The organism is Streptomyces sp. NRRL B-24484 (genome assembly GCF_000717715.1).
GTDB lineage: Bacteria > Actinomycetota > Actinomycetes > Streptomycetales > Streptomycetaceae > Kitasatospora.
The window spans coordinates 92575-109825 of record NZ_JOAI01000009.1 but is presented as its reverse complement, the minus strand read 5'-3'; the positions used below and the strand labels follow the sequence as shown (position 1 = coordinate 109825).

Genomic DNA, 17251 nt, shown 5'->3' with positions numbered 1-17251 from the left:
ACCAGATGCTCCGCACCATGCTCAAGTCCAAGATCCACCGGGCCACGGTGACCCAGGCCGACCTGCACTACGTCGGCTCCGTCACCGTCGACGAGGACCTGCTCGACGCCGCGGACCTGCTCCCCGGCGAGCTCGTCCACATCGTCGACATCAACAACGGCGCCCGCCTGGAGACGTACACCATCGCGGGCCCGCGCGGCTCCGGCGTCATAGGCATCAACGGCGCCGCCGCGCGCCTGGTGCACCCCGGCGACCTGGTGATCCTCATCGCGTACGGCCAGATGGACACCGCCGAGGCCAAGGCGTACCTGCCCAGGGTGGTGTTCGTGGACGGCGACAACCGGATCACCGGCACGGGCGGCGACGCGGCCGAGGCACCCGAGGGCAGCGGCCTCGTCCGCGGCGACCTGGCGGCTTCCCCCTCCGCGGGCGGGGGAGCGTACCGTGATGCGGGCGACGCGACTCCCGACGCCGCGCGCTGAAGGAGCACGTGAAGCCATGCCGTACCGTCTGACCGCCCCGGCCCCGGGCTGGACCGCGACCACCGACGTCGTCGTGGTCGGCTCCGGCGTGGCCGGCCTGACCGTCGCGCTGAACGCCCGCAAGGCCGGCCTGCGGGCCACCGTGGTCACCAAGGCGATGCTCGACGACGGCTCCACCCGCTGGGCCCAGGGCGGCATCGCCGCCGCCCTGGGCGAGGGGGACACCCCCGAGCAGCACCTCGACGACACCCTGGTCGCCGGCGCCGGCCTGTGCGACGAGGCGGCCGTGCGCACCCTCGTCACCGAGGGCCCGGACGCCGTGCGGCGGCTCATCGAGGTCGGCGCCGCCTTCGACCGGGACGCCGACGGGGCGATCCTGCTGACCCGCGAGGGCGGCCACCACCGCCGCCGGATCGCGCACGCGGGCGGCGACGCCACCGGTGCCGAGATATCCCGTGCGCTGGTCTCCGCCGTCCGCAGCGACCCGGGCATCGAGCTGATCGAGCACGCCCTCGTCCTCGACCTGCTCACCGACGCCGACGGCCACGCGGCCGGCCTGACCCTGCACGTCATGGGCGAGGGCCAGCGCGACGGCGTCGGCGCACTGCGCGCCCGCGCCGTGGTGCTCGCCACCGGCGGCATGGGCCAGGTCTTCTCCGCGACCACCAACCCGGCGGTCTCCACCGGCGACGGCGTCGCGCTCGCGCTGCGGGCCGGCGCGGACGTCGCCGACCTGGAGTTCGTCCAGTTCCACCCGACCGTGCTCTGGCTCGGCGCCGAGGCCGAGGGCCAGCAGCCGCTGGTCTCCGAGGCCGTCCGCGGCGAGGGCGCCCACCTGGTCGACGCCACCGGCGAGCGGTTCATGCTCGGGCAGCACGAACTCGCCGAGCTCGCCCCGCGCGACATCGTCGCCAAGGCGATCACCCGGCAGATGCACCTGCGGGGCACCGAGCACATGTACCTCGACGGCCGGCACTTCGGCGCCGAGATGTGGGAGCACCGCTTCCCGACCATCCTCGCCTCGTGCCGGGCGCACGGCATCGACCCGGTCACCGAGCCGATCCCGGTCGCGCCCGCCGCCCACTACGCCTCCGGCGGCGTCCGCACCGACCTCGCCGGCCGCACCTCCGTACCCGGTCTGTACGCCTGCGGCGAGGTCGCCTGCACCGGCGTGCACGGCGCCAACCGGCTGGCCTCCAACTCGCTGCTGGAGGGCCTGGTCTTCGCCGAGGCGATCGCCGCCGACCTGGCCGCCCGGTGGGCCGCCGGCGACCTGCCCGAGCGCACCGTGGACGCCGCGGCGGCCCGCGGCGCCCGCGCCGTGCCGCTGCTCGCCCCGGAGGCCCGCGCCGAGATCCAGCGGCTGATGTCGCGCGGCGCGGCCGTGCTGCGCTCCGCCGCGTCGATGGCGGCCACCGCCGAGGGGCTGGACCGGCTGGCCGCCGACGCCCGCGAGCACGCGGCCGGCGAGAAGCCGGCCGACCCGCGGGTGGAGACCTGGGAGGCCACCAACCTCCACCTGGTGGCGACCGCGCTGGTCGCCGCCGCGGCGCTCCGCGAGGAGACCCGCGGCTGCCACTGGCGCGAGGACTTCCCCGACCGCGACGACGCCCACTGGCGGCGTCACCTGGTCACCACCCTCGACGCCGACGGACGCCCGTGCGTCCGGGCGTGACCCCCCTTCCCCCGGCGTGACCCTGCCGATCGACTAGGAGCACCACGATGACCCACGACGAACTCCCGCTCGCCTCCGCCGGCTGCGGCGACGGCTGCGCCTGCGGCGAGGGCGAGGCGTACGAGACCGGGCTGGACCCGGCGCTGGCGGCGCTGCTGGAGGAGGCCGGGCTGGACCCGGTCGAGGTCGAGGACATCGCGATGCTCGCGCTCGGCGAGGACCTGGCCGGCGGCGAGGACGTCACCTCGGTGGCGACCGTCCCCGCGGACGCCGTCGCCACCGCCGACTTCACCGCCCGCTCGGCCGGTGTGGTGGCGGGCCTTCGGGTGGCCGAGGCCGTCGTCTCGCTGGTCTGCGAGGAGGAGTTCGAGGTCGAGCGGCACGTCGAGGACGGCGCCCGGGTCGAGGCCGGCCAGGTGCTGCTCTCCGTCCGCGGCCGCACCCGCGACCTGCTGACCGCCGAGCGCAGCGCGCTGAACCTGCTCTGCCACCTGTCCGGCGTCGCCACCGCGACCCGGGCCTGGGCCGACGCCCTGGAGGGCACCGGCGCGGTCGTCCGGGACACCCGCAAGACCACCCCGGGCCTGCGCGCGCTGGAGAAGTTCGCCGTGCGCTGCGGCGGCGGCGCCAACCACCGGATGGCGCTGTCCGACGCCGCGCTGGTGAAGGACAACCACGTGGTGGCGGCCGGCGGCGTCGCGGAGGCCTTCCGCGCGGTGCGGGCGGCCTACCCGGACCTCCCCGTCGAGGTCGAGGTGGACACCCTGGAGCAGATCGCGCCGGTGCTGGAGGCCGGGGCGGACCTGATCCTGCTCGACAACTTCACCGTGCCGCAGCTGAAGGAGGCCGTCGCCCTGGTGGCCGGCCGGGCGAAGCTGGAGGCGTCCGGCGGACTGACCCTGGCCACCGCGCGCGAGGTCGCCGAGACTGGTGTCGACTACCTGGCCGTCGGGGCCCTGACGCACTCCTCGCCGGTCCTCGACATCGGCCTGGACCTCCGCGCCTGACCGCGCCTCAACAGAAAGCCATCCCGTGCTCCTCACCATCGACGTCGGCAACACCCAGACCACGCTCGGCCTGTTCGACGGCGAGGACATCGTCGAACACTGGCGGATCTCCACCGACCCGCGGCGCACCGCGGACGAGCTGGCGGTGCTGATGCAGGGCCTGATGGGTGCCCACCCCATCGTGTCCGCCGAGGACAAGGTGGCGGGGCTGTCGATCTGCTCGTCCGTGCCCGCCGTGCTCCACGAGCTCCGCGAGGTGACGCGCCGTTACTACGGCGACGTGCCCGCGGTGATCGTGGAGCCGGGCGTGAAGACCGGGGTGCACGTCCTGATGGACAACCCCAAGGAGGTCGGCGCCGACCGGATCGTGAACGCGCTGGCCGCCAACCACCTCTACGGCGGGCCGTGCATCGTGGTGGACTTCGGCACCGCCACCACCTTCGACGCGGTGAACGCCCGCGGCGACTACGTGGGCGGCGCGATCGCGCCCGGCATCGAGATCTCGGTCGAGGCGCTCGGTCTGCGCGGCGCGCAGCTGCGCAAGATCGAGTTGGCCCGGCCCCGCAACGTCATCGGCAAGAACACCGTTGAAGGGATGCAGTCCGGCATCCTGTACGGCTTCGCCGGCCAGGTCGACGGCCTGGTCAACCGGATGGCCCGGGAACTCGCCAAGGACCCGGACGACGTCCAGGTGATCGCCACCGGCGGCCTGGCCCCGCTCGTCCTCGGCGAGGCCGAGACCATCGACGTGCACGAGCCCTGGCTCACCCTGATCGGCCTGCGGCTGGTCTGGGAGCGCAACAAGTCCTGAACGGGCTTCCGCGCCAAGCATGCTGACGGGCGGTCGGCCCGGTCGGGCCGACCGTCCGCACGTCGGATCAGCGGCAGATACGCCAATCGGGACAACCGGGGCGCCAATCGCCCGAAATCGGACGTACGCCACGTACTGTCACCTCATGCCTACGCCACACGGATCGCGCGGCGGCATGGCTTTCAGCGCCGACGAAGTCCGCGTGCTGCGCCGCGCCCTCGCCCAAGCCCTCTACCCGGCTCTCCCCGACGACCGGCTCCAGCCGCCCGGACCGTCCGCCGCGCTGTGGGCGGAGGACGTCCAGGACGCGCTGCGGCTCACCGAGTCCATCGACGAGGCCGTCCGGGAGGGCGGCCGGCTGCGCAGCTTCATGCTGGCCGACCTGGCCCGCTACCGGTACGCGCTGCCCGGCAGTGCCCCCGGCTACCTGGAACGGCTGGAGGACGCCGTCACGGACGGCTACCTCCCCACCCCGGAGGACCTGTCCGCGCTGCGCTCGCTCTCCCGGCAGCCCTGCGGCCACACCGAGCGCGCCCGGCGCTCCCGGCTGGCCGGCCGCTGCCACGCGCTGGCGGAGGCCGAGGTCCGCGAGCGGCTCTCGCTCGCCTCCGGCCAGCGCCACCTGACGGCCGTTCCGAGTCCGGCGACCGAACCCCTGCCCGCCTTCACCCTTGGAGGACGCGTCCCGATGAGCAGCAGCCCCAGGCCCCCGGCCCCCGGCGAGCAGCCGCAGCCCCGCAGGATGCCCACCCCCGCCGAACTCTTCGGCCGCCGCCCCAAGGCCAGACCCCAACCCCAGCCCCCCGCACCGGAGGACGAGGAGACCGAACTCGCCACCGGCACCGGCTGAGCCACCCCGTTCGGCGGCGGCCCCGGAGCGTCCCGCACGCTCCGGGGCCGCCGCACGTCGACGTGTCGACAATGCCGGAACGCGGGACGGCCTCGCGCGTAACGCCTCGGCAAAATTTGAGAGCGGTACGAACAGTCCCGTCCCGATGTGCCCGATTGATCTCGCCCCGGCGGAGGGACGCGGCGTCTAGGGTCTGCGATCGCACAGCTCCGATCACGACCCATGGGGGGACCATGCGCGCCAAGCGCATCAGGGCGTTCGGCCTGTCGACGGCCGTCGCCGCGGCCGCCGTCACCGCCGCTGCCGTACCGGCCCAAGCGGCGGGCACCAGGCTCACGTTCGACGTCGCCGACTCCGTCCAGATCTCGGCCAAGCCCACGACGCCCGGCCAGTTCGACGAGAACCTCAACCTGCGCATCGGCCGGACGGGCACCGTCGCGGCCAAGGACGTCAAGGTCGCCTTCGACACGGCCGGCCTGGCCGGCGTGGCGCAGCTGACCGTCCCGGAGTGCACCACGGCCGGCACGGTCGTCACCTGCGACGCCCACACCGTCGACTTCGACTCGATCAACATCACCCAGCACCCGTGGCTGAGCGCCGTCGCCGGTGCCAAGCCGGGCAGCAGCGGCAAGCTGCACATCACGCTGACCTCCTCGAACGCCGAGCGCGCCGAGAAGGACGTCAGGGTCGACGTCGGCGGGCCCGACTTCAAGACCAAGGACCTCGCCCCGCAGAAGGGCGTGAAGCCCGGCGCCGTCGTCGCGCCGGCGGTCGAGTTCGCCAACGTCGGCGACGCCGCCGCCACCAGGCTCGTCGTCACGATCGACGCCGTCTCCGGCCTCGACTTCAAGAAGCGACCTTCCAACTGCGAGTTCGCCACCGTGGGCGAGGGCGCCTGGAACCAGAAGTCCTGGCCCGGCGAGACCATGGCCGTCTGCACCCTCGACGTCTCGCTGGCCCCCGGCGCGGTCCACACCCTGGACCCGCTGCAGTTCGGGGTCACCGACAGCGCCTGGTACACCTTCACCGACATCAGCCTGTACGCCACCGAGGACGCGCAGTACTCCAGCGTCCCGCGCTGGCGTGCCGACCACCGCTTCCAGCGCGGCACCGACGCCCCGCTCACCGTCAAGGCGGCCCAGGACCCGGCGCTGCTCGCCGCACCGCGCCACAGCTACGACAACCGCGTGGAGCTGGAGGTCTCGGCCGCCAACACCGCCGACTTCTCCGCGCTGGGCGCCTGGAGCCCGGCCGACGGCGGCAAGCGCGGCACGCTCACGGTCGGGTACCGCAACGCCGGCCCGGCGTCGATCTTCTACCGCTCCGGCGACGACGTGGTGAAGGTGCAGGCGCAGTTCCCCAAGGGCGTCACCGTGACCAGGGTCCCGACCGGCTGCGCGCCGAGGACCTGGGACAACGGCCACCAGGTCGAGCACCCCGACAAGTACCTCTGCGACACCGGCATGTGGATCAGCAGCGGCACCCGGCGGACCTTCGACTTCGGCGTCTCGCTGGACGCCGGCACCACCCGGGCCACCGTGCCGGTGACGCTCCAGGACGAGACCAGCCTCTACGGCGGCGGGGCGACCGCGGGCAACCTCACCTTCGACCCGAACCACGCCAACGAGGCGGTGTCCGTCGTCCTCGGCTCCGAGCCGAGCGGCTCGATCCCGACCGGCGTGCCCACCCCGCCCTCCGGCGGCGGCGCGGCGAGCACCCCGCCGGTCGTCGTCCGGCCCACCGGCTCGGCCTCGGCCAACCCCTCGGCCACCACGGCCTCGCCGAGCCCCTCGGCGACCACCGCCGGCGGCCTCGCCTTCACCGGCGCGTCCGGGCTCGGCACCATCGCCGCGGCCGGTGCCGGTGCGGTGCTGATCGGCGGTGCGGTCTTCCTGGGCGCACGGCGCCGCAAGGGCTCGCACCAGTAGTCCCCGCCGTACCCGCAGGCCCCGGGGCGCCGCAGCGGCGTCCCGGGGCCTCCGGGCGGAAACCCGTGCGGGAGCGCGGCCCGGTGGTGGCTACCCTTGTGGGGTGAGCGATCAGACCACCGTGCCCCAGGCCGACGACCTCCCCGAGCAGATGCGCGTCCGGCGCGAGAAGCTGGACCGGCTCCGGGCGGCCGGAATCGACCCCTACCCGGTCGGGTTCCCCCGCACCACCACCATCGCCGACCTCCGCGCCAAGCACCCGGACCTGGCCGCGGACACCGCGACCGGCGAGCGGGTCGGCGTCACCGGCCGCGTCGTCCTGGCCCGCACCGGCGGCAAGCTCTGCTTCGCCACCCTGCGCGACGGCTCCGGCGACCTGCAGGTGATGCTGTCGCTGGACAAGCTCGGCGAGGAGCGGCTGTCGGCGTGGAAGTCCGACATCGACCTCGGCGACCAGGTCGGCGTGGAGGGCGAGGTCATCACCTCCCGCCGCGGCGAGCTGAGCGTCATGGTCGACCGGTGGGAACTCACCGCGAAGTGCCTGCGCCCGCTGCCGGACAAGCACAAGGGCCTGACCGACCCGGAGGCCCGGGTCCGCCAGCGCTACGTCGACCTCATCGTGAACCCCGAGGCGCGCGAGATGCTCCAGCTGCGCACCCGGGTGATCCGCTCGATCCGCCGCACCTACGAGGACCGCGGCTACCTCGAGGTCGAGACCCCGATGCTGCAGCCGATCCACGGCGGCGCCAACGCGCGTCCGTTCAAGACGCACATCAACGCCTACGACATCGAGCTCTACCTGCGCATCGCGACCGAGCTCTACCTGAAGCGCCTGGTGGTCGGCGGCGCCGAGAAGGTCTTCGAGATCAACCGGAACTTCCGCAACGAGGGCGCAGACGCGACCCACAACCCGGAGTTCACCGCCCTGGAGTCGTACGAGGCGTACGGCGACTACGACACCCAGGCCGAGCTGATCCGCGCGATCATCGTCAACGCCGCCCGGGACGCCCTCGGCACCACCGTCGTCCGCGGCCTCGGCCCGGACGGGCAGGAGCACGAGATCGACCTGGCCGAGCCCTGGGAGGAGGTCTCGGTCTATCCGGGCATCTCCGCCCGCCTCGGCACCGAGATCACCCCGGAGAGCTCCGTGGAGGAGCTCCGGGCGCTCGCCGACGGCGCCGGCGTGCCGTGGGAGAAGGAGTGGGGCCACGGCCAGATCGTGCTGGAGATGATCGAGCGGCTGCTGGAGCACCACGCGATCCGGCCGACCTTCATCCGGGACTACCCGACCGAGGTCTCCCCGCTGACCCGGCAGCACCGCTCGGTCGCCGGCGTCGCGGAGAAGTGGGACCTGGTGATCTTCGGCACCGAGATCGGCACCGCCTACTCGGAGCTGATCGACCCCGTCGAGCAGCGCGCCCGCCTCACCGCCCAGTCGCTGCTGGCGGCCGGCGGCGACGTCGAGGCGATGCAGCTGGACGAGGACTTCCTGCGCGCCCTGGAGTACGCGATGCCGCCCACCGGCGGCCTCGGCCTCGGCGTGGACCGCCTGATCATGCTGCTGACCGGCAAGAACATCCGCGAGACGGTGCTCTTCCCGCTGGTGAAGCCGGAGGCGAAGGGCAGCAGCGGCGCCGCCGCTGCGGACGACGCAGAAGAGGAGTGACCTGATGGACTACGTCAGCGCGATCGTGCCGCCGCTGGTCATGGCGATCGGTTTCGGCTTCCTGGTGCGGGCGATCATCCGCAGCCAGGGCGGCGCCCAGAAGGCCAAGGAGGACGCCGCCGCCGACGCGATGGCCGCCGCGGCCCCGCGCGCCGCGGAATAGCCGCAGCGGGCCCCGGACACGCACCACCGGCGCGCCGTCGCCCCCGCCGAGGGGGTGGCGGCGCGCCGGTGCGCTTGGGGAATCGCCGATTTTGTCCGAATCAGTTCCTATCCTGGCCGGACTATGGTGCGGCAACTCGGAGAACTCGAGAACGACATCATGACCAGGGTCTGGCAGTGGAACCGCCCGGTCACGGTTCGCGAGGTTCTGCAGGATCTACGGACGGAACGCGATATCGCGTACACCACCGTGATGACGGTGCTCGACAAGCTGTACAGAAAGGGCTGGCTCCGGCGGGAACAGGTCGGCCGGGCGTATCGATATGAGCCGGTCTCCTCGCGGGAGGCGTACACCGCGGCGCTGATGAACGACGCCTGGGCGACGAGCGACAATCCGGCGGCGGCGCTGGTGCACTTCTTCGGGCTGATGTCGCCCGAGCAGCGCGAGGCGCTGCGGGACGCACTGCGGGTCGCCGCCGTCCTTCCCGCCGAACCGCCGCGGCCCGGGACGGAACGGGGCACCGGGGAGACCGGCGGCGGCGCGGCACGATAACGTCCCGGCATGGAGGTCACCATCCGCCGGGCGCGGACCACCGATGTGCGGGCCGTACGGACACTCATCGACGCCTACTCCCGCGACGGCATTCTGCTCGACAAGCCGACGGTCACCCTGTTCGAATCCGTTCAGGAGTTCTGGGTGGCCGAGCGCGACGACACCGGGACGGTGGTCGCCTGCGGTGCGCTGCACGTCATGTGGGAGGACCTGGCCGAGGTCCGCACGCTGGCGGTGCACCCCTCCTGCACCGGCCTGGGCATCGGACACCTCCTGCTGGAGAAGCTGCTGCAGACCGCGCGCTGGCTCGGCGTCCGTCGGATTTTCTGCTTGACGTTCGAGGTGTCGTTCTTCGCGAAACACGGTTTCGTCGAGATCGGGGAAACCGACGATCGTACGTCAGACCCGGCGGCCGTGGCCACGGAAGTCTATGAAGAACTCCTGCGCTCGTACGACGAAGGAGTCGCGGAGTTCCTCGACCTGGAGCGGGTGAAGCCCAACACCCTGGGCAACTCGCGCATGCTCCTGCGCCTCTGAGCGCGCCCTTGTGAGCCTTGCGGGACGCATCCCGATCGGGTAGGGGTTTGAGTTTTCCGGGAAAAGGCGGTTTCCTTTGCCTAGGCATTGGCTCGTTTACTCGGAAAGGGAAGCCCGTGGCACAGAGGGTGCAGGTCATTCTTGAAGACGATCTCGACGGCGGCTCCGCGGACGAGACGGTGATGTTCGCGCTGGACGGCGTTGCCTACGAGATCGACCTGAAGAGCGCCAACGCGGACAAGCTCCGCGATCTGCTGGCTCCGTACGTCGACAAGGGCCGCAAGCAGAGCGGCCGCATCGCGGGTGCGCGCCGCAGCAGCGGTGCCGGCCGCAGCGCGGGCCGTTCGTCCGCCGCCGGCCCGGACACCGCCAAGATCCGCAGCTGGGCCAAGGAGCAGGGCCTGGAGATCAACGACCGCGGTCGCGTGCCCAGCGACATCAAGGCGAAGTACGACAAGGCGCACGCGTCCTGACCGGTGGCCGTGCGGCCGGGCCCGGGGCGAGGTGCCCCGGCGCCGGCCGGTCGCGGCCGGCGGTCGGCCGGGGCGGCCGGAGCCGTCCGTCCGCCGGTGCCGTCCGCCCGTTGTCATGGCAGGTGCATGATCGGCCGGTCCGATGACGGGCAGCGGGACCGGACCGGGCTGTGCAACGCTGTAGGGAGCGGAACGGCCCTGCGGGAGGCGTCCGACCGGCGGTACCCGCGGGCCCGATCGGCCTGTGCCGGACCGTGGAGCCGTGGCCGGGCCGTTGATGCGCCGTCATTCCCGCCGCGCCGAACGGCGCTCCGGGGGCCGGACTTCTCGCCAGGCGAACAGCGCCACCGGGGAAACAGCGCGAATCTCTCTCCGAGACCGGGTATGAATGCAGGTGGGCGGGGTCGCAGGGCCCCGACCGGGCAGTTCGCGCGGCCGGCCGCCACCGCAGCCGGAGCCTCTGTTCGCCGATGGCGTAGCGGCCATCGGGTGCATCGGGGCCCCCTGTGGGAACACCGTCTCCCAGCATCAGGTTGGGAATGGTGTCGGCTGGTCGCGCAGCATGATGTCCCCACGCGAGTGGGGGTTGTCCGTGGGCCGCGCCGCTGAGCGGGACTAGCATGCGGAAGGACAGGGCGGGGACGGACCCCGAACTGGCCGACCGCTCTGAGGAGCGAAAACGATGTTCGAAAGGTTCACCGACCGCGCGCGGCGGGTTGTCGTCCTGGCTCAGGAAGAAGCCCGGATGCTCAACCACAACTACATCGGCACCGAGCACATCCTCCTGGGTCTGATCCACGAGGGTGAGGGTGTCGCCGCCAAGGCCCTGGAGAGCCTCGGGATCTCGCTCGAGGCGGTCCGGCAGCAGGTCGAGGAGATCATCGGCCAGGGGCAGCAGGCCCCGTCCGGCCACATCCCCTTCACCCCCCGGGCGAAGAAGGTCCTGGAGCTGTCGCTCCGCGAGGCCCTCCAGCTCGGCCACAACTACATCGGCACCGAGCACATCCTGCTCGGCCTGATCCGCGAGGGCGAGGGCGTCGCCGCCCAGGTCCTGGTGAAGCTGGGCGCCGATCTCAACCGGGTCCGGCAGCAGGTCATCCAGCTGCTCTCCGGCTACTCCGGCGGCGGCAAGGAGTCGGCGACCGCCGGCGGCCCCGCCGAGGGCACCCCCTCCACCTCGCTGGTCCTCGACCAGTTCGGCCGCAACCTCACGCAGGCCGCCCGCGAGGCCAAGCTCGACCCGGTGATCGGGCGCGAGAAGGAGATCGAGCGGGTCATGCAGGTGCTGTCCCGCCGCACCAAGAACAACCCCGTGCTGATCGGCGAGCCCGGCGTCGGCAAGACCGCCGTCGTCGAGGGCCTGGCCCAGGCGATCGTCAAGGGCGAGGTCCCGGAGACGCTCAAGGACAAGCAGCTCTACACCCTGGACCTCGGCGCCCTGGTCGCCGGCTCCCGGTACCGCGGTGACTTCGAGGAGCGCCTGAAGAAGGTCCTCAAGGAGATCCGCACCCGCGGCGACATCATCCTGTTCATCGACGAGCTGCACACCCTGGTCGGTGCGGGCGCCGCCGAGGGCGCGATCGACGCCGCCAGCATCCTCAAGCCGATGCTGGCCCGCGGCGAGCTGCAGACGATCGGTGCCACCACGCTCGACGAGTACCGCAAGCACCTGGAGAAGGACGCCGCGCTGGAGCGCCGCTTCCAGCCGATCCAGGTCGCCGAGCCGTCGCTGCCGCACACCATCGAGATCCTCAAGGGCCTGCGCGACCGGTACGAGGCGCACCACCGCGTCTCGATCACCGACGCCGCCCTGGTCGCCGCCGCCACCCTGGCCGACCGGTACATCTCGGACCGCTTCCTGCCGGACAAGGCGATCGACCTGATCGACGAGGCCGGTTCCCGGATGCGCATCCGCCGGATGACCGCGCCGCCGGACCTGCGCGAGTTCGACGAGAAGATCGCCGAGGTCCGCCGCGAGAAGGAGAGCGCGATCGACGCGCAGGACTTCGAGAAGGCCGCCTCGCTGCGCGACGACGAGAAGCAGCTCCTCACCGCGAAGGCCAAGCGGGAGAAGGAGTGGAAGGCCGGCGACATGGACGTCGTCGCCGAGGTGGACGAGGAGCTCATCGCCGAGGTCCTGGCCACCGCCACCGGCATCCCGGTCTTCAAGCTGACCGAGGAGGAGTCCTCCCGCCTGCTGCGCATGGAGGACGAGCTGCACAAGCGCGTCATCGGCCAGAAGGACGCCATCAAGGCGCTCTCCCAGGCCATCCGGCGCACCCGTGCGGGCCTCAAGGACCCGAAGCGCCCCGGCGGTTCGTTCATCTTCGCCGGTCCGTCCGGTGTCGGTAAGACGGAACTGTCGAAGACGCTGGCGGAGTTCCTGTTCGGCGACGAGGACGCGCTGATCGCGCTCGACATGTCCGAGTTCTCGGAGAAGCACACGGTCTCCCGACTGTTCGGCTCCCCGCCCGGGTACGTGGGCTACGAGGAGGGCGGCCAGCTGACCGAGAAGGTGCGCCGCAAGCCGTTCTCCGTCGTCCTCTTCGACGAGGTGGAGAAGGCCCACCCGGACATCTTCAACTCGCTGCTGCAGATCCTGGAGGACGGCCGCCTGACCGACTCCCAGGGCCGCGTGGTCGACTTCAAGAACACGGTCATCATCATGACCACCAACCTCGGCACCCGGGACATCTCGAAGGGCTTCAACCTGGGCTTCGCGGCCACGGGTGACGCGCAGAGCGGGTACGAGCGGATGAAGGCCAAGGTCAGCGAGGAGCTCAAGCAGCACTTCCGGCCGGAGTTCCTGAACCGCGTCGACGACATCGTGGTCTTCCACCAGCTGTCCGAGGACGACATCATCCAGATCGTCGACCTCATGATCGCCAAGGTGGACCAGCGCCTGAAGGACCGCGACATGGGTCTCGAACTCAGCGTCGAGGCGAAGAAGCTGCTGGCGAAGAAGGGCTACGACCCCATCCTGGGTGCCCGCCCGCTGCGCCGGACGATCCAGCGCGAGATCGAGGACCACCTGTCCGAGAAGATCCTCTTCGGCGAGCTGCGCGCCGGCCACATCGTGGTCGTCGGCACCGAGGGCGAGGGCAAGGACGCGAAGTTCACGTTCCGCGGCGAGGAGAAGTCCCCGGTGGCCGACACCCCGGCGGCCGCGGTCTCGACCTCCGGGCCGGACCTGACCAAGTAAGCAGTAGTACGCACAAGGACTCGGCCCCGGCGGATCGCCGGGGCCGAGTCCTTTTCAGTTTGAAAACTGTTTAGACATCCATAACCTGTGATTTTGCCCCGCCGGAGGCCCCGGCGGGGCGCTTCGCTGCTCGTGCGCGTGCGATGGATGCCCCAACTGCGGCCCCTGCTTTACTCTTGACTGCTCGTCAGTTGATCACAGCCGCCGGAGGATAGCGTCGTGATCATGCATGGTCAAGGTCTTTCTTTTTGACCGGGGCTTGGATCAAATGTCGTCCACCTGTCTTTCATTGGTTCGCCGGCGGGCCAAGAGCCGTGCCGGCAAGGGGAGGACGTCACCACGTTGAAGATATCCAAGAGGGCCGCTGCGGCCACTGCTGCCATCGCGGTCACGGCCGCGCTCGGCACGGGCCTGCTGCCCGGGACGGCCACCGCCGCCACGCCGGCCCCTGTCTCGCACGACCCTGCCGACGCGCAGGCGCTCAAGGTCGACCACGACCTGCCGGGCCCGCTGACCGCCAAGGTCGAGGCCGAGCAGAAGGCCGCCACCGAGCAGCTCCTGGCGGGAACCGCCAAGATCGAGAAGCACGGCAGCAGCACGTCCGTGAAGCTGGGCCGCGACAAGTACGTCGAGCTGGCCCGTGAGCGCACGGACAAGATCTTCACCATCCTCGTCGACTTCGGCGACCAGGTGGACAGCACCACCACCACCCCGGACGGTAAGGTCAAGTACGGCGGCCAGCCCGGCCCGGCGCACAACATGATCGCCCAGCCGGACCGCACCAAGGACAACTCCACTGCCTGGCAGGCCGATTACAACCAGGCCCACTACCAGGACATGTACTTCTCCAAGACCGGCGACTCGCTGAAGACCTTCTACGAGAAGCAGTCCTCGGGCCGCTACTCGGTCGACGGCCAGGTCACCGACTGGGTGAAGGTTCCGTGGAACGAGGCCCGTTACGGCTCGGACTACTGCGGTGCACACGTCTGCAACAACGCGCAGGACCTGATCCGCGACGGCATCAACGCCTGGGTCGCCGACCAGAAGGCCAAGGGCCAGACGGACGAGCAGATCAAGGCCACCATCGCGCAGTACGACCAGTGGGACCGGTACGACTACGACCACGACGGCAACTTCAACGAGCCCGACGGTTACATCGACCACTTCCAGATCGTGCACGCCGGTGAGGACCAGTCCGCCGGCGGCGGCGTCCAGGGCACCGACGCGCTCTGGGCCCACCGCAGCTACGTCTACGGTGCCCAGGCCGGCAAGACCGGCCCGGACAACAACAAGCTCGGTGGCACCCCGGTCGGCACCAGCGGCCTGTGGGTCGGCGACTACACCATGCAGCCCGAGAACGGCGGCCTCGGTGTCTTCGCGCACGAGTACGGCCACGACCTCGGTCTGCCGGACCTGTACGACACCACGGGCAAGGACGACAACTCGGTCGGCTTCTGGTCGCTGATGTCCTCCGGTTCCTGGCTGGGCGACGGCAAGTCGTCGATCGGCGACAAGCCGGGCGACCTCGACGCCTGGAGCAAGCTGCAGCTCGGCTGGCTGAACTACGACAAGGCCAGCGCCAACAAGCTGTCCTTCCACTGGACCGGTCCGGCGGAGTACAACAGCAAGCGCCCGCAGGCCGTGGTGGTCGACCTTCCGAACAAGACGGTCACCACCGAGATCAACACTCCGTTCGCGGGTGCGAACGAGTGGTGGAGCGGCAGCGCGGACGACCTGAACGTCTCGCTGGCGCGTGATGTCGACCTGACCGGCAAGACCGCGGCGACCCTGTCCGCCAAGGCCTGGTACGACATCGAGCAGGACTACGACTACGGCTACGCCGAGGTCTCCACCGACGGCGGCGCCCACTGGACCGCCCTCGACGGCACCTTCAACGGCACCCCGCTGCAGAAGGACGGCGCCGACGCGCCGGGCCTCACCGGCAACTCGGGCGGCAAGTGGGGCGACCTGTCCTACTCGCTGAACGCCTACGCCGGCAAGGCCGTCAAGGTCCGCTTCCACTACACCACCGACGGCGGCCTGCACATGAAGGGCCTCGCGCTGGACAACATCGCGATCAACGCCGACGGTGCCGCGCTGTTCAGCGACGACGCGGAGCAGGGTGACAACGGCTGGACCGCCACCGGCTTCTCGCGGATCACGGGCAAGTTCTCCAAGGACTACGCCCAGCACTACATCGTCGAGAACCGTCAGTACGTGTCCTACGACACCACGCTGAAGACCGGTCCGTACGTGTTCGGTTCCGCGGCCCGCCCGGACTGGGTGGACCACTACCAGAACCAGAACGGCATCCTGGTGTGGCTGTGGGACACCTCGCAGTCGGACAACAACGTCACCGACCACCCGGGCTCCGGCCTGATCCTGCCGGTCGACTCGCACCCGACCCCGATCACCTGGGCCGACGGCACCGTGATGCGTTCGCGCATCCAGGGCTACGACTCCCCGTTCGGGTTCGAGCGCACCGACGGTCTGCAGCTGCACAAGGCCGACGTGCTCACCAAGATCCCGAGCGCGGCCGGCGTCACCACCTTCAACGACCACACCAAGAAGTACTGGGACGAGAAGACCCCGTACTCCAGCGTGAAGGTGCCGGACACCCACACCGCGATCGACGTGCTGTGGAACAGCTCCAACAAGCTGGAGACCATCCTGATGGTCCGTCCGACCCTCTGATCGGCACCCACGGGTACTGACAGTTGACACTGCGTCGGCCCGGTTCCTCCGGCGGGAGGAACCGGGCCGACGTGCGTTCCGGGCCGTGGCGTCAGAGCAGTGCCAGCAGGGCCGCCATCGCCTTGCCGACGTCCTCGGCCGTCCACTCCAGGGCGGCGGCGCCCACCGTCACCTCGGTCATCGCGAGACCGGGCGCACCGGGCTCGTCCCAGTAGTGGAACAGGGCGAGGCCCTGCTCCTCGGCCAGCCGCAGGGTGGCCTCGGTGAGGGCGTCCGCGGTGTGCGGCAGCCAGAGCCGGAACTGGTGGGTGTGCGGCGGCGCCGGGTGGACCCGGGCACCGGGCACCTCGGCCAGCGCCGCGGCGACCGTCCGGGCGTGCGCCACGTACCGCGGCAGCCGGGGCAGTTCGCGCTCCAGTCCGGCGAGCGCGGAGAGCACCGCCGGCCACTGCTGGAAGAGCTTCCCGCCGTACCGGTGCTGCCACACCCGGGCCTCCCGGACGAAGGCCTCGTCGCCGGCCAGCAGGGCGCCGCTGAGGCCGCCCAGCGACTTGTAGCAGGAGACGTACACCGAGTCCGCCAGCGCCGCGATCTCCGGCAGCGGGCGGCCCAGGTGGACGGTCGACTCCCACAGCCGGGCGCCGTCCAGGTGCACCCGGGCTCCGAGTCCGCGGGCGGCGGAGACCGTCTCCACCAGCTCCTCCCAGGCGGGCAGCACGAAACCTGCGTCCCGCAGCGGCAGTTCCAGCATCAGGGTGCCGAACGGCTCCTCGCAGGTGCGGAGTTCCGCCGGGGTGGGCAGCCGCGGCGCCGTGGTCGGCCAGACGGTGTGCAGACCGGTGAGCCGGGTGACCGCCCGCCGCTCGTGCAGCTCGGGGTGGGCGAGCGGGTGCATCGCCACCATCGGGCTGCCGGTCCGCTCCGCCCAGCACCGCAGCGCCACCTGCTGGGCCATCGTGCCGGTCGGGAAGTACACCGCGGCCTCCCGGCCGAGCAGGGCCGCCACCTTCTGCTCCAGGACGCGGACCACCCCGTCCCCGTACACGTCGGGCCGCTCGTCGAGGTCGTGGGCCAGGTCGGCGTCGGCGGCGAGCGACGCCATCCGCTCGCGCAGGCTGACCGGCCGGCTGCCCGAGAGCAGCCGACTGCAGGACCGGAATGCGGCGTACCGCCGCTGCTGGAGTTCCTCGTTCACGCTCAGATCTTCGCCC

At 71.3% G+C, this 17251-nt stretch carries 14 protein-coding genes; 13 read left to right on the top strand and 1 reads right to left on the bottom strand.

Translation table 11 applies throughout. From position 1 onward, the window contains the following. The first annotated feature begins 5 nt into the window (after positions 1 to 5). The 13 genes from panD (at position 6) to IE98_RS0110685 (ending at position 16040) form a co-directional block, all read left to right on the top strand. Positions 6 to 482: an aspartate 1-decarboxylase gene (gene panD / locus IE98_RS0110745; protein WP_030267811.1), complete on the top strand. Its 477-nt coding sequence runs from the start codon at positions 6 to 8 to the stop codon at positions 480 to 482. A gap of 16 nt (positions 483 to 498) precedes the next feature. After that, positions 499 to 2157 carry an L-aspartate oxidase gene (locus tag IE98_RS0110740; protein WP_030267809.1) on the top strand — a complete coding sequence of 553 codons (1659 nt, stop codon included), beginning with the start codon at positions 499 to 501 and terminating at the stop codon, positions 2155 to 2157. Positions 2158 to 2204: 47 nt separating this feature from the next. Then, the gene (gene nadC / locus IE98_RS0110735; protein WP_030267808.1) at positions 2205 to 3164 is read left to right on the top strand and encodes a carboxylating nicotinate-nucleotide diphosphorylase; all 960 of its coding nucleotides are present in this window, start codon (positions 2205 to 2207) and stop codon (positions 3162 to 3164) included. A gap of 25 nt (positions 3165 to 3189) precedes the next feature. Then, a complete protein-coding gene (locus IE98_RS0110730; protein WP_030267807.1) occupies positions 3190 to 3975 on the top strand; it encodes a type III pantothenate kinase in 786 nt (261 codons plus the stop codon). A gap of 175 nt (positions 3976 to 4150) precedes the next feature. Then, positions 4151 to 4825, top strand: a complete 675-nt coding sequence (locus IE98_RS0110725; RefSeq protein ID WP_234443490.1) for a hypothetical protein — start codon at positions 4151 to 4153, stop codon at positions 4823 to 4825. A 233-nt stretch (positions 4826 to 5058) separates the two neighbouring features. Next, complete coding sequence (locus IE98_RS0110720; RefSeq protein ID WP_030267805.1) at positions 5059 to 6753, top strand: hypothetical protein; 1695 nt, start codon at positions 5059 to 5061, stop codon at positions 6751 to 6753. 103 nt (positions 6754 to 6856) lie between these two features. Further along, positions 6857 to 8419: a bifunctional lysylphosphatidylglycerol synthetase/lysine--tRNA ligase LysX gene (gene lysX, locus IE98_RS0110715; RefSeq protein WP_030267804.1), complete on the top strand. Its 1563-nt coding sequence runs from the start codon at positions 6857 to 6859 to the stop codon at positions 8417 to 8419. A gap of 4 nt (positions 8420 to 8423) precedes the next feature. Next, a complete protein-coding gene (locus tag IE98_RS50060) occupies positions 8424 to 8582 on the top strand; it encodes a hypothetical protein (protein ID WP_030267803.1) in 159 nt (52 codons plus the stop codon). 123 nt (positions 8583 to 8705) lie between these two features. After that, a complete protein-coding gene (locus IE98_RS0110705) occupies positions 8706 to 9134 on the top strand; it encodes a BlaI/MecI/CopY family transcriptional regulator (protein WP_030267802.1) in 429 nt (142 codons plus the stop codon). A 9-nt stretch (positions 9135 to 9143) separates the two neighbouring features. Then, entirely contained in the window at positions 9144 to 9671 is a 528-nt protein-coding gene (locus IE98_RS0110700) for an amino-acid N-acetyltransferase (RefSeq protein WP_030267801.1), read from the top strand. Between the two features lie 116 nt (positions 9672 to 9787). Next, complete coding sequence (locus tag IE98_RS0110695) at positions 9788 to 10144, top strand: histone-like nucleoid-structuring protein Lsr2 (protein ID WP_030267800.1); 357 nt, start codon at positions 9788 to 9790, stop codon at positions 10142 to 10144. A gap of 682 nt (positions 10145 to 10826) precedes the next feature. After that, complete coding sequence (locus tag IE98_RS0110690) at positions 10827 to 13346, top strand: ATP-dependent Clp protease ATP-binding subunit (protein ID WP_030267798.1); 2520 nt, start codon at positions 10827 to 10829, stop codon at positions 13344 to 13346. Between the two features lie 342 nt (positions 13347 to 13688). Then, positions 13689 to 16040: an immune inhibitor A domain-containing protein gene (locus IE98_RS0110685; RefSeq protein ID WP_234443489.1), complete on the top strand. Its 2352-nt coding sequence runs from the start codon at positions 13689 to 13691 to the stop codon at positions 16038 to 16040. 91 nt (positions 16041 to 16131) lie between these two features. Here the strand turns inward: IE98_RS0110685 and IE98_RS0110680 are convergent, their stop codons facing one another. Next, a complete protein-coding gene (locus IE98_RS0110680; RefSeq protein WP_030267796.1) occupies positions 16132 to 17241 on the bottom strand; it encodes a threonine aldolase family protein in 1110 nt (369 codons plus the stop codon). Between the last annotated feature and the right edge of the window lie 10 nt (positions 17242 to 17251).